Source organism: Massilia aurea (genome assembly GCF_040790145.1).
In the GTDB taxonomy this organism is placed as follows: Bacteria; Pseudomonadota; Gammaproteobacteria; order Burkholderiales; family Burkholderiaceae_D; genus Telluria; species Telluria aurea_C.
On sequence record NZ_JBFMMP010000002.1, the window covers coordinates 378,369 to 391,661 of the forward strand.

A 13,293-nucleotide genomic window follows, 5' to 3' on the forward strand; every position below is an offset into this window, starting at 1 on the left:
TTGTTCCCCCCGCGAGCGGCAAGCGCACATTTTTTCAGCAAACCTGGGCGTTTTGCGGTGGCGCAAAGAAACAGCACGCCCGGACTTGTCCGATTCCCGGTTGGTCTTTCCGGAAGGCATTTATCTTGGGAGGTGGTTCCACACGCCTGCGGCCCATTGCGCCGCGTACCCAGGGGAGATCGGATGATCACGCACATCAAGGCATGCACTGCACTCACGCTGCTGGCCGTTGGCATTGGCGCCAGCACCGGCGCCGCCGCGCAGGACGTCGTGCGGCTCGGTAATCTCAAGCTGGCCCACTTCGGCGCCGTGTCGTACATCAAGGAAATCGCGCCGAGCTGTGGCATCCGGGTCGAAGAGAAAATGTTCGCCAAGGGGCTCGACGTGATGCAGGCCATCATCGCCGGGGAGCTGGACGTGGGCGCCACCGCTTCCGAGGCGGCGATCCAGGGCCGCGCCGGTGGCGCGCCGATCGTGGTGGTGGCTGGCTTTGCGCGCGGCGGGGCGCGGCTGGTGGCGCGGCCGGGCCTGAACATCACCGGCGTGGCGCAGCTCAAAGGCAGAAAAGTCGGCGTCACGCGCGGCGGCATCCAGGAAGTGCTGCTCATGGCCGAACTGGCGCGCCACGGTTTGAGCTCGAGCGCCACCGGCCGCAAGGACGTGCATCTGGTGTATCTGGCGTATCCGGACCTGAACGGCGCGCTGCTGGGCAAGCAGATCGACGCCATGATGCAATCCGAGCCCCAGTCGTCACAGGCGATCAACCGGGGGTTCGGCGTCGAGGTGCTGAAACCCTATGGCACGCCGATCGGCGAGCCGGTACGCACGATGGTCATGACCGAGAAATTCTACCGCGAGCGGCGCCCGGTGGCCGAGAAATTCATGCGCTGCTTCGTGCAGGCCACCAGCGCCTTCATCGGGCAGCCGGCGCTGGCCGAAACGTATGTGCGCGGCACGATGTTCAAGGGGCAGATTTCGAGCGCCGATTTCCGCGCCGCCATCGGCAATTCGCCGTACTCGTACGACATCACGCCCGGCCACATCCAGGTCACGACCGACGTCATGGTCAGCACCGGCGTGGGCCGCATGGGCCGCCCGCCGCTGGCGCAGGACTGGGTGCGCACCGATCTGCTGGTCGCGGCCAAGCGCAGCCTGAACATTCAATAGGAGGACATCGACATGAAACGCATCGAACGACGCGCCAACCGCCGGCTGCGACCGCGCCTGAATGGCAGGCGCTGGACCGACACCGTGGCCGGGCTGGTGGTGCCGCTGGTGGCGCTGGCCATATGGCAGTGGGTGGCGATCAATGGCTGGGTCAATCCGCAGGTGCTGCCGGCGCCGCTGGCGGTGTGGCACAAGTGGGTCGACTACCTGCTGCCGCTGGCGCCGTACGCGCAATTCGGCGATGGCGGCTGGTTGACATGGGCGGTGTCGGGCGAGCTGCCGCTCGACGTCGTGGCCAGCCTGTACCGGGTGGTGGTGGGCTTCGTCATCGGCGCCGGCCTGGCGCTGCCCCTTGGCCTGGCGATGGGCGCAAGCCCCGTCGTATATGCGTGGATGAATCCCCTGGTGCAGGTGCTGCGCCCGATTCCGCCGATCGCCTACATTCCGCTGGCGATCCTCTGGTTCGGGCTGGGCGACCCGCCGGCCGTGTTCCTGATCGCGCTCGGCGCCTTTTTTCCGGTCTTGATGAACACCGTGGCCGGCGTGCGCCAGGTCGATGGCATCTATCTGCGCGCGGCGCGCAACCTGGGAGCTGGGCGCATCACATTGTTCGTGCGCGTGATCCTGCCGGCCGCCGTGCCGTACATCCTGTCGGGCGTGCGCATCGGGATCGGCACTGCCTTCATCGTGGTGATCGTCTCGGAGATGATCGCCGTGAACGACGGCCTGGGTTACCGCATCCTGGAAGCGCGCGAGTATTTTTGGTCGGACAAGATCATCGCCGGCATGATCAGCATTGGCCTTCTCGGCCTGGCGATCGACATCGGAATGAACCGGTTGAACAACCATTTGCTGCGCTGGCACCGCGGCCTGGAGCATTGACATGAACGACGTGCATATCCGGATCGAAGGCGTGAACAAACTATTCGGCGCCAATGCGCGCGGCGTGGTGGCGCTCAAGGACATCCACCTCGCCATCCCGCGCGGGCAGTTCACGTGCCTGCTCGGGCCTTCCGGTTGCGGCAAGTCGACCTTGCTCAATGCCGTGGCAGGCTTCGCGCCGCCGTCGTCGGGCACCATCGCGGTCGATGGCCGGCGCGTGACGGGGCCCGGGCCGGAGCGCGGCATGGTGTTCCAGGAGTACGCGCTGTTCCCCTGGATGACGGTGGAGCAGAACATCCGCTTCGGCCTCGAGATCAAGCGCATGCCGGGCGCCGAGATCGCGCGCCGGGTCGACGATCTGCTGCACTTGCTGTCGCTGGCGGATTTTCGGCAGCGCTATCCGAAAGACCTGTCCGGCGGCATGCGCCAGCGCGTGGCGATCGCGCGCGTGCTGGCGCTCGATTCGCCGATCCTGTTGATGGACGAGCCGTTCGGCGCGCTCGATGCGCTCACGCGGCGCAATCTGCAAGATGAGTTGCTGCGCCTGTGGGCTGCGCTGAAGAAAACCATCCTGTTCGTCACGCACAGCATCGAAGAGGCGATCTATCTGGCCGATCGCATCGTCGTGATGACGTACCGGCCCGGCATGGTCAAGCGCGATGTGACCGTGGAGCTCCCGCGGCCGCGCGACCCGTCCACGCCCGAGTTCAATGCGCTCAAGCGCGAGCTGGGGCTGATGGTGATGGAAGAGCAGCAGCGGCATCAGAACGATGAGCTGCGCATGGCGGCGATCGATTGACACGGGGGGCGTTGTTTTGGTGCCGGATGATCTGACTGTTATCCGGGGCGTCGTTTTCTTGCCGGATGATCTGGCTGTTCACCATCACCGCGTCGGCGGGGGGCCGCGGGGCCGCCGAGGCCAACCCTACGCTGACCAATGGTGTAGACTGCTGGGATGCAGAATTCCCTCTTCCTTGCCGCGGCTTTCCTGTACGCGGTATGCGCCCTGCTGCCATCGCGGCTCGCGCCGGCCATCTCGGCCGTGACCGCCGGCGCGTGGGCGCTGCATGGCGTCGCGCTTGGCATGGACGTGATGGTGCCGGGCCGGCTGCGCGTCGGTTTCGCCATCATGCTATCGAGCGCGCTGTGGGTGTCCGTGGCCGCCTACTGGTTCGAGAATCGTAATTTCGCCCTCGACGGCATGCGCCGCCTGGTGATGCCGTTCGCGGCGGTGGCCGCACTGCTGCCGCTGCTGTTCCCCGGTACCCTGACGCCGCTGGCCGGCAAGTCGCCGGCCTTTGGCTGGCATATCGCGGTCGCGGTGCTGGCCTACAGCACCCTGACCATCGCCGCCTTCCACGCCGTGCTCATGGCACTGCAAGAAGCGCGGCTGCACACCCGCACCGCCGGCGGCGGTCGGTTTGGCGCAGCGCTCGACCAGCTGCCGGCGCTGCTCACCATGGAAAAACTACTGTTCCGCGTGATCTGGATTGGCTTCGTGCTGCTCAGTCTAACGGTGCTGTCGGGCTTCGTGTTCTCCGAACAGGTGTTCGGCAGGCCGCTGCGGCTCGATCACAAGAGCGTGTTCGCGCTGCTCTCGTGGGCGCTGTTCGCCGCACTGCTGGCCGGCCGGCGCTGGCAAGGCTGGCGCGGCAAGACCGCGCTGCGCTTCACGCTGGCGGGCTTCGCCACGCTGGCGCTGGCCTATGTCGGCAGCCGCTTCGTGCTCGAAGTCGTCCTGCACCGGGGAGTCATCTGATGCGACTATTATTCTGGATTGCCCTCATCGCCCTCATCGTCTTTGCCGTGCGCAGCAAGTTCCGTGCGATGGCCAGGCGCGCCGCCGTGCTGCCAAAGGCCCAGCGCGGCCCGGCCGCGCCCCCCGGCCAGATCGAAGCGATGTCCCAATGTGCCCACTGCGGCATGTACTTCCCGTCGTCCGAATCGGTGCGCGCCGACGGCCACGACTACTGCTCGCCAGGCCACGTGCGCCTGCCGCCGCCGTAGGCGCTGCCCGGCCTTGACGCCACGCCGCATCCTGTCGCCCGAAGCACGCGTTGCGCTATGGCGCTCGCTGCAGACGTTCACGCTCACGCGCATCGTCATCGCGCTGGTGCTGCTGCTGTATTTCGGCTTCGACTTCGACAACGGCACGCTGCGCGTCACGCAGCATGTCGCCCGTATTTGCCTGGGCTATGCGATCGCCGCGCTGGTGTTCTCGTTCGCCGCGCGCAGGCAGCGCCGCTTCCTGGTCCAGCTCGGAGTGCAAGTGGCGCTCGACCTCGTGGTCATCTCGCTGCTGTTCCTGGCCGCCGGCGGCATGCGCAGCGGTCTTGGCATCCTGTATCTGTTTCCGCTGGCCGGCGCCGCGATCCTCGCGCCCTTGCTGCTGGCGCTGTTCGCGGCCTCGGTGGCCACGCTGTTCCTGCTCGGTCTGAGCGTGTGGCAGCTGGTCGAAGGGTTCGACCCGCCGCTGATGCAGGCGGGCCTGTTCGGCGCGGCGTTTTTTGCTGCAGTGCTGGTGGCCAACCGCATGGCCGCGCGCTTGCTTGGCCAGGAAGAACTGGCGGCCCAGCGCGGCGCTGACCTGCGCATCCAGCAGGCGATCAATGAAATCGTGATTGCCGACGTGGGCGACGGCATCCTGGTGGTGGGCGCCGACGGCGCCGTCTTCACGGGCAATCCGGCCGCGCGCCGCATGCTCGGGCTGCAGGCCGACACGTCGGGCTTCCTGCTGCACGCCGCGCCGGCGTTCGAGCCGGTGGCCGGCGCTTTCAATGCCTGGCTGGCCGCGCCCGAGAACGACAAGGCGTTCGTCACCGTCAAGCCGTACCGCGAAGGCGATGGCGCGGGTGACGTGCGTGGGCGGCGCGATCAGCCGGTGCATGTGAAGCTGCGCTTTGCCCATGTCGATGCTGGCGGCGATGCGGGCAGCCGCAGCGTGATCTTCATGCAGGACGTGAGCGCCATCGAAAACCAGGCGCAGCAACTGAAACTGGCGTCGATGGGGCGCCTGACCGCCAGCATCGCGCACGAGGTACGCAACCCATTGTCGGCCATCGGCCACGCGACGGCGCTGCTGGCCGAAGACCTGCACGGCCCGGCCGAAGTACGGTTGCTGAAAATTGTCAGCGACAACGTGGCGCGCGTGAACCGCATGGTCGAAGACATCCTGCAACTGTCGCGCAAGGCCCAGCCCAATGGCGAGCCGGTGCCCCTGGGCGCGTTTCTCGAACAGCTGAAGGCCGAGTTTTGCGAACTCCACGGCCTGGCCGATGATATAGTCTATATCGGCGACCCGGGCGGCAGCGCGGTGCGCTTCGACCCGCTGCACCTGCACGAGGTGTTACTGAACCTGCTCAACAACGCGGTGCGTTACGCCAGCCGCCAGCCGGCCAGCATCCGCATCTTCCCGGCGCGCGACGCGGCCGGGCGACGCGAGCTGCACGTGCAGGACGACGGCCCCGGCATCACCCCCGAAGTGCGCGACCACCTGTTCGAGCCGTTCTACACCACCTCGAGCAAGGGCACCGGTCTGGGACTCTACCTGGCGCGCGAACTGTGCCTCAACAACGATGCGAAACTCGACTATGAATACCGGTTCGACCCGTCCGCGCTGGGCCCGCGCAAGGCCAGCGGCCGCTTTGTCATCACCTTCGCCCTTGCCTGACGTGGCCAGGGAACCGTCATGAGCGCGCCACGTGTGCTGGTGCTTGACGACGAGGCCGACCTGCGCGAGCTGCTCGAGATCACGCTGCTCAAGATGGGGCTCGATGTCGACAGCGCCGCCACGCTGCGCCAGGCGCGCGCGCTGTTCGACGAGCGCGATTACGCGCTGGTGCTGACCGATATGCGCCTGCCCGACGGCCTGGGCCTCGAACTGGTGCGCGAGATCGGCGCTTCCGGCAAGGGCACGCCGGTGGCCGTGATCACCGCCTACGGCAGCGCCGAGAACGCGGTGGTGGCGCTCAAGGCCGGCGCGTTCGACTACATCGCCAAGCCGGTGGCGCTGGACGCGCTGCGCGTGATGGTGCGCGCGGCGCTCAAGCAATCCGAAAGCGCCGCGGCCGACGATGGCGCAGCGCCGGACTCGCGCATGATCGGCAGTTCGTCCGCGATGGCGGCGCTGCGCGCCCAGATCGCACGGCTGGCGCGCTCGATGGCGCCGATCTCGATCACGGGCGAATCGGGCAGCGGCAAGGAGCTGGCCGCGCGCGAAATCCACGCCCAGAGCTCGCGCGCCAGCAAACCGTTCATCGCCGTGAATTGCGGCGCGATTCCCGAAACGCTGATGGAGGCCGAATTCTTCGGCTACCGCAAGGGCGCCTTCACGGGCGCTGCCGAAGAACGGGACGGCTTCTTCCAGGCCGCCAATGGCGGCACGCTGATGCTCGACGAGGTGGCCGACCTGCCGCTGGCGATGCAGGTGAAACTGCTGCGCGCGATCCAGGAGCGGCGCGTGCGCAAGATCGGCGCGACGAACGAGGAACCGGTCGACGTGCGCATCATCAGCGCCACCCACCAGGACCTGGCGCGCTGCGTTGAAACCGGCAAGTTCAGGCAAGACTTGTTCTATCGCCTGAACGTGATCGAGCTGGCGCTGCCGCCGCTGCGCGAGCGGCTGGACGACCTGGCGCCGCTGGCCAACGGCATCCTCGGGCGGCTGGCTGGGGCAGGGCAAGCCGCGCTCGGGCCCGGGGTGCTCGACGCGCTGCGCGCCTACTCTTTCCCCGGCAATGTGCGCGAACTGGAAAACGTGCTGGAACGGGCACTGGCGTTTGCCAACGATGGGGTCATCGAAGTGGGCGACCTGTCGCTCAAGGCGGCGCGGCCGACGGAGCCCGCGCGGGCGGAACTGGCGCCGCCGGCGGTCGCGCCGTCCGTGCCTGTTTCTGTTGCACCCGTTGCACCCATTTCGCCGGTCGCGCCAACGGTAGCGGCCCCACTGGGTGTCGGCCCGGCCGAACTGCCCGGCAACCTGCCCGAATACCTGGAGCAGGTCGAACGCGACATCATCGGCCGCGCCCTGCAGCAGACCCAGTTCAACCGCACCCAGGCCGCCAGCCTGCTCGGTATCAGCGTCCGGCAACTGCGCTACCAGATGCAGAAACTGGACATCAGCGCGCCCGAGGATTGAGCCTATCCACAGTGCATTGGCAGTCACGTCATTTTGTTACTTTTCGGTAATTATTTTGGTGCACAATGCACAGCGATTGGGCAGCGGCGCACCGCGCTGATTACGCCGTAAGCAGCTCATCTACCGCACTTTCTGGCGATGTTAGCACTCGCTAACCGCGCGCCGCCCGTCGTTTGGGGGACCCTTGAAAGTCAAGAGTTCACACGGTTAAAAACGCCAAAAATTGAGCATTTATTCACTTGCCGCTCAAGGTTTGAGGTACTACAATTAGTCTCATATCAAGGTTGGGCACTAGATGTAGTGGTAGTCATCGAAAAGTTATCCAGATAGTTATCCAGAGACTTATCCAGATGCTTATGCAGATAATTTCCAGATAATTCTCCAGATAAGCATCCCAAGATGGCGCCAGGATCTCTCCGGTGTTCCCTTGTCAGCAAGCTGTTTTCGAACACGCCACACTGCACTTGTATTGACTATTCTCGCCCTGCTTTTCTGGTTTGCCCATGTTGGCCACCGGCTGGCAGGGATTCGTTTTGCTAATTTTTTTGCGACATATTTGCTAGTTGTTTGTTCGGGGACCGGGGGCGTGCACAGCGTCAGGCGGTTTTCATGACGACAAACGGCGGCCCGTCCGCTCTCCTGGAGGCTCAATGCACCAAGCACAGAACATCTCGATCAACCCGCACACCACCCCAGGTTCGACGCCCGCCGGCGCCACCCCGGCCGATATCGTCGCCCGTGGCGACTACCGCGTCATCCGTCGCAACGGCTCGGTGGTGGCGTTCGAGCCGCACAAGATCTCGGTCGCGATGACCAAGGCCTTCCTGGCGATCGCCGGTGGCCAGGGCGCCGGCTCGGCCCGCATCCGCGAGCTGGTCGAGCAGATGACGAGCAACGTCGTCGCCGCGCTGGTGCGTCGCCAGCCAAACGGCGGCACGTTCCACATCGAGGACGTGCAAGACCAGGTCGAGCTGTCGCTGATGCGTTCGGGCGAACACGATGTCGCCCGTGAATACGTGCTGTACCGCGCCAAGCGCATGGAAGAGCGCCGCGCCGCGAAAGAAGCCGCCGGCGGCACCGCCGTCGTCGCGCCGCAGATCCACGTCGTCGATGGCGGCCAGCGCTACCCCCTGGACATCAACACCGTGATCAACCTGATCGGCGCCGCCTGCGCCGGCCTGGAAAAACACGTCGACGCCGACGCGATCCTGGCCGAGACCATGAAGAACCTGTACGACGGCGTGCCGGTCGAAGAGCTGCACAAGTCGGCCATCCTGGCTGCGCGCGCGCTGATGGAAAAAGACCCGGCCTACAGCCAGGTCACGGCCCGCATCCTGCTGCACACGATCCGCAAGGAAGTCTTCGGCCGCGAAGTGGCGCAAGCCGGCGCTGCTGCCGAATACCTGACCTACTTCCCGCAATACATCGCCAAGGGCATCGCCAACGAGCTGCTCGACGAAGAACTGGGCAAGTACGACCTCGAGCGCCTGGCCAAGGCCATCGTGTCCGACCGCGACCTGCAGTTCGGCTACATCGGCCTGCAAACCCTGTACGACCGCTACTTCCTGCACGTGCGCGACGTGCGCATCGAAATGCCGCAGGCGTTCTACATGCGCGTGGCGATGGGCCTCGCCCTGCGCGAAGATGACCGCGAAGCGCGCGCCATCGAGTTCTACAGCCTGCTGTCGTCGTTCGATTTCATGAGCTCGACCCCGACCCTGTTCAACTCGGGCACCCGCCGCTCGCAACTGTCGTCGTGCTACCTGACCACCGTCGGCGACGATCTGGAAGACATCTACGACGCCATCAAGGAGAACGCGCTGCTGTCGAAGTTCGCCGGTGGCCTGGGCAATGACTGGACGCCAGTGCGCGCCCTCGGTTCGCGCATCAAGGGCACCAACGGCCGCTCGCAAGGCGTGGTCCCGTTCCTGAAAGTGGTCAATGACACTGCGGTGGCAGTCAACCAGGGCGGCAAGCGCAAGGGCGCGGTGTGCGCCTACCTGGAAACCTGGCACCTCGATATCGAAGAATTCCTCGACCTGCGCAAGAACACGGGCGACGATCGCCGCCGCACCCACGACATGAACACGGCGAACTGGATTCCCGACCTGTTCATGAAGCGCGTGATGGAAAAGTCGCACTGGACGCTGTTCTCGCCATCCGAGACGCCCGACCTGCACGACCTGACCGGCAAGGCCTTCGAGCAAGCCTACCTGGCCTATGAAGCCAAGGCCGAACGCGGCGAGATGGCCGTCTTCAAGAAGATCGAATCGCTCGACCTGTGGCGCAAGATGCTGTCGATGCTGTTCGAAACCGGTCACCCATGGATCACGTTCAAGGACCCATGCAACATCCGCTCGCCACAGCAGCACGTGGGCGTGGTGCACTCGTCGAACCTGTGCACCGAGATCACGCTGAATACCAGCGCCGACGAAATCGCCGTCTGCAACCTGGGCTCGGTCAATCTGCCGCAGCACATGAAGGGCGATGGCCTAGATCACGTCAAGCTGCAAAAGACGGTCCGCACCGCAATGCGCATGCTCGATAACGTCATCGACATCAATTACTACGCCGTCGAAAAAGCGCGCAACTCGAACCTGCGTCACCGTCCGGTCGGCATGGGCGTGATGGGCCACCAGGATTGCCTGCACATGATGCGCATCCCGTTTGCGTCCGACAAGGCCGTGCAGTTCTCGGACACGTCGATGGAAGCGGTCTGCTACTACGCCTACCTGGCCTCGACCGAACTGGCCGAAGAGCGCGGCCGCTACGAGACCTACACCGGTTCGCTGTGGGACCGCGGCATCCTGCCGCAAGACTCGATCAAGCTGCTGGCCGAAGAACGCGGCAGCCAGTATCTGGAACAAGACACGTCGTCGACGATGGACTGGACCCCGGTGCGCGAGCGTATCAAGCAGTTCGGCATGCGTAACTCGAACTGCGTGGCGATTGCCCCGACCGCGACGATCTCGAACATCATCGGCGTCTCGGCCTGTATCGAGCCGACGTTCCAGAACCTGTACGTGAAATCGAACCTGTCGGGCGAATTCACCGAGATCAACGCGTACCTGGTGCGCGACCTGAAGGCACGCGACCTGTGGGACGAAGTCATGATCGCCGACCTGAAGTACTTCGACGGCTCGCTGTCGAAAATCGACCGCGTCCCGCAAGACCTGCGCGACCTGTATGCGACGGCGTTCGAGGTCGAACCAAAATGGCTGGTGGACGCCGCGTCGCGCCGCCAGAAGTGGATCGACCAGGCCCAGTCGCTGAACATCTACATGGCTGGCGCTTCGGGCAAGAAGCTGGACGAGACCTATAAACTGGCGTGGCTGCGTGGCTTGAAAACCACCTACTATCTCCGCACGATCGCCGCAACGCACCTGGAAAAGTCGACCACCCGCACCGGCGCGCTGAACGCCGTGTCGGTCTCGGGCGGCTTGTCGGGTGGCCTGTCGGCTGGCGAGAAAGCGCCAGTGGCGGCAGCACCGGCGGCCAATTCGGCGACGGCGACGGCAGCGGCAGAAGAAGACGGCGCCGCGTGCTACCTGCGTCCGGGCGACGACGGTTTCGAGGAATGCGAAGCCTGCCAGTAATCGGGTAAGGACAAGAGAGCCGACTAAAAAGCCGGCTCTCCCCAGTACCCTCAAAACCGTCGGTTCTGCCACTGGCAGAACCGACTTCCCGCGAAGGCGGGAGCAATGCCGCTGGCATTGCTCCCCCCAAGTGTGCCTGCAAATGGCAACGCGAGAAGGGCCCGAGCGGCCGACAACACGAACAACCACCGCATCAACGTGTCCTGCCGCAGTCCCCGCGCCAGTGCACCATAGAAGGAACCACCATGCTTAATTGGGACGACGAACCAACCAGCGCCCCGCGCGCTCCGCAAGCCGACGTCAACCTCGACGCCGCTCCTGCCGCCGAAGTGGCAAAACGCGTCAACGCCGACGACAAGCGCATCATCAACGGCCAGACCGACGTGAACCAGCTCGTGCCATTCAAGTACAAATGGGCATGGGACAAATACCTGGCCGGTTGCGCCAACCACTGGATGCCGCAAGAAGTGAACATGCAGCGCGATATCGAGCTGTGGAAAAACCCGAACGGCCTGTCGGAAGACGAGCGCCGCCTGGTCAAGCGCAACCTGGGCTTTTTCGTCACGGCCGACTCGCTCGCCGCGAACAATATCGTGCTGGGCACCTACCGCCACATCACGGCCCCCGAGTGCCGCCAGTACCTGCTGCGCCAGGCCTTCGAAGAAGCGATCCACACCCACGCGTACCAGTACATCGTCGAGTCGCTGGGCCTGGACGAAGCCGAGATCTTCAACGCCTACAACGAGATCGAGTCGATCCACGACAAGGACCAGTTCCTGATCCCGTTCATCGACACGCTGACCGACCCTGAATTCAAGACCGGCACGACCGAAGCGGACCAGAAGCTGCTCAAGTCGATCATCGTCTTCGCCTGCCTGATGGAAGGCCTGTTCTTCTACGTCGGCTTCACGCAGATCCTGGCGCTGGGCCGCCAGAACAAGATGACCGGCGCCGCCGAGCAGTACCAGTACATCCTGCGCGACGAGTCGATGCACGTGAACTTCGGCATCGATCTGATCAACACGATCAAGATGGAAAACCCGCAGCTGTGGACCCCGGCATTCCGCGAAGAGATCAAGGCCCTGTTCCTGGAAGCGGTCGACCTGGAATACCGCTACGCCGAAGACACGATGCCACGCGGCGTGCTGGGACTGAACGCCCCGATGTTCAAGGGTTACCTGCGCTTCATCGCCAACCGCCGCGCGGTGCAGATTGGCCTGGAGCCGCTGTTCCCGAACGAAGAAAATCCATTCCCGTGGATGAGCGAGATGATCGACTTGAAGAAAGAGCGTAACTTCTTCGAGACGCGCGTGACCGAGTATCAGACTGGCGGTACGCTGAGCTGGGATTGATGCGGTGGCGTACGCGCTTGCCATCAGATAGAACATAGATAGCCCGGCGTCGGTTCAGCCGGGCTTTCTTTTTGTCCGCGCTGTTTGCAGTCGCATGTCATTCTGACGAGAGATCGCATATGGACAGTCATGAGAGCCGCGGAAGCGCGCAGCTGATCGACGAGCTCGGGACGGCGCTCGCGTGGATGCAATCGCTCGGCGTCGAGGTCGAAGCGGGGCGACTGGCGGCCTATCGCAAGATGGCCGAAAAATGGGACGCCGCCGTTGGCGGGCGCGGAAAGCTCGGCGTGCGCGAACTGGCGCCGATGATCGCCACGTTTGCCTACGACGTCATGGCGTTCATCGAGATCCACCGTGCGTTCAGGGCCGTCGCACAAAACGCGCTTGGTGGCCTGATCGCCCAGCTCAGCCTGGCCGCAGGCGGGCCGGTGCGGATCGACGACGCGCGCTGCACCGGCCCGCGTCCGGCGCGCGACGCGCTGTTCAGGGCGCGGACAGCCGCCTATCTTCAGCAAGCCACTGGCGCGGCCTCGTTTGGCAGCGCCGGCAATACCGGCTTTGCCATGGGGCGCCATTATCTTCACGTCGTTCCCCATCGGCTGCAGCCAAGTAATGACATTGCAACCGGCGTGACGGCGACGTGCGTGCGCCTGTTGTCCGCCCTCGATGGCCGGCCAGGTCCAAGAAGCCGGGGCCTGGTGGCGCTCGATGCGTCAGCGCTGATCACGCCGGCCGGGCAGGCGCCGCCAACGCTGGCGCGCTCTGCGATGGTCGGCGCGGCAGATCATCGCCTGGCGCGGTTTATCGACGAGCAGATGGATGTGGTGCAGAACAGCCTGCGTGGACTGGATCGACGAATCATCGGTTTGATGCTGATGTCGTCGAGCGTCGCGGTGGCCGATGACGACAGCGCGTTCGTCCCGGTCGATAGATGGGTGCTGGTCTGGCGCGAGAATATCAATATCACTGATTTCGACTTGCTTGATCGGCTGCGGGGTTTGTTGCGCGGGGAGAGGTAGATCGACAGGGACCCACTGCCTCACTACCCGTCGTTCCCGCGGAGGCGGGAACCCCAGTCCTCAACGTGGCCACTACGATTGATATAAGTGGTAACGCATAAACCTTGGGTTCCCGCCTCCGCGGGAACGACGAGCCGAAG

10 protein-coding genes are annotated in these 13,293 nt (G+C 64.7%); all 10 read left to right on the top strand.

Going from position 1 to position 13,293, the window contains the following annotated elements:
• Nucleotides 1–183: 183 nt before the first annotated feature.
• The 10 genes from AB2N08_RS06260 to AB2N08_RS06305 all read left to right on the top strand — a co-directional run bounded on the left by AB2N08_RS06260 (nt 184) and on the right by AB2N08_RS06305 (nt 13,153).
• Nucleotides 184–1,167 (top strand): ABC transporter substrate-binding protein, encoded by a 984-nt coding sequence (locus tag AB2N08_RS06260; protein ID WP_367609768.1) that lies wholly within the window; start codon nt 184–186, stop codon nt 1,165–1,167.
• Between the two features lie 12 nt (nt 1,168–1,179).
• Nucleotides 1,180–2,049 carry an ABC transporter permease gene (locus AB2N08_RS06265; protein WP_367609769.1) on the top strand — a complete coding sequence of 290 codons (870 nt, stop codon included), beginning with the start codon at nt 1,180–1,182 and terminating at the stop codon, nt 2,047–2,049.
• 1 nt (nt 2,050) lies between these two features.
• Nucleotides 2,051–2,848 (top strand): ABC transporter ATP-binding protein, encoded by a 798-nt coding sequence (locus AB2N08_RS06270; RefSeq protein ID WP_367609770.1) that lies wholly within the window; start codon nt 2,051–2,053, stop codon nt 2,846–2,848.
• Nucleotides 2,849–3,004: 156 nt separating this feature from the next.
• Complete coding sequence (locus AB2N08_RS06275; RefSeq protein ID WP_367609771.1) at nt 3,005–3,808, top strand: cytochrome C assembly family protein; 804 nt, start codon at nt 3,005–3,007, stop codon at nt 3,806–3,808.
• On the top strand, nt 3,808–4,056 hold the full coding sequence (locus AB2N08_RS06280; RefSeq protein WP_367609772.1) for a PP0621 family protein: 249 nt from the start codon (nt 3,808–3,810) through the stop codon (nt 4,054–4,056). Before AB2N08_RS06275 ends, AB2N08_RS06280 begins: the two co-directional genes overlap by 1 nt.
• A 13-nt stretch (nt 4,057–4,069) precedes the next feature.
• Nucleotides 4,070–5,719, top strand: a complete 1,650-nt coding sequence (locus AB2N08_RS06285; RefSeq protein WP_367609773.1) for a sensor histidine kinase — start codon at nt 4,070–4,072, stop codon at nt 5,717–5,719.
• An 18-nt stretch (nt 5,720–5,737) separates the two neighbouring features.
• Entirely contained in the window at nt 5,738–7,186 is a 1,449-nt protein-coding gene (locus AB2N08_RS06290) for a sigma-54-dependent transcriptional regulator (protein WP_367609774.1), read from the top strand.
• 650 nt (nt 7,187–7,836) lie between these two features.
• A complete protein-coding gene (locus AB2N08_RS06295; protein WP_367609775.1) occupies nt 7,837–10,782 on the top strand; it encodes a ribonucleoside-diphosphate reductase subunit alpha in 2,946 nt (981 codons plus the stop codon).
• A gap of 245 nt (nt 10,783–11,027) precedes the next feature.
• A complete protein-coding gene (locus AB2N08_RS06300; RefSeq protein WP_367609776.1) occupies nt 11,028–12,134 on the top strand; it encodes a ribonucleotide-diphosphate reductase subunit beta in 1,107 nt (368 codons plus the stop codon).
• A 119-nt stretch (nt 12,135–12,253) separates the two neighbouring features.
• The gene (locus AB2N08_RS06305) at nt 12,254–13,153 is read left to right on the top strand and encodes a hypothetical protein (protein WP_367609777.1); all 900 of its coding nucleotides are present in this window, start codon (nt 12,254–12,256) and stop codon (nt 13,151–13,153) included.
• Nucleotides 13,154–13,293: the final 140 nt, after the last annotated feature.

Coding starts and splice junctions, on each gene's coding strand:
- AB2N08_RS06275 (WP_367609771.1), top strand. CDS start 3,005: ATGCAGAATTCCCTCTTCCTTGCCGCGGCTTTCCTGTACGCGGTATGC.
- AB2N08_RS06295 (WP_367609775.1), top strand. CDS start 7,837: ATGCACCAAGCACAGAACATCTCGATCAACCCGCACACCACCCCAGGT.
- AB2N08_RS06305 (WP_367609777.1), top strand. CDS start 12,254: ATGGACAGTCATGAGAGCCGCGGAAGCGCGCAGCTGATCGACGAGCTC.
- AB2N08_RS06260 (WP_367609768.1), top strand. CDS start 184: ATGATCACGCACATCAAGGCATGCACTGCACTCACGCTGCTGGCCGTT.
- AB2N08_RS06280 (WP_367609772.1), top strand. CDS start 3,808: ATGCGACTATTATTCTGGATTGCCCTCATCGCCCTCATCGTCTTTGCC.
- AB2N08_RS06290 (WP_367609774.1), top strand. CDS start 5,738: ATGAGCGCGCCACGTGTGCTGGTGCTTGACGACGAGGCCGACCTGCGC.
- AB2N08_RS06300 (WP_367609776.1), top strand. CDS start 11,028: ATGCTTAATTGGGACGACGAACCAACCAGCGCCCCGCGCGCTCCGCAA.
- AB2N08_RS06270 (WP_367609770.1), top strand. CDS start 2,051: ATGAACGACGTGCATATCCGGATCGAAGGCGTGAACAAACTATTCGGC.
- AB2N08_RS06265 (WP_367609769.1), top strand. CDS start 1,180: ATGAAACGCATCGAACGACGCGCCAACCGCCGGCTGCGACCGCGCCTG.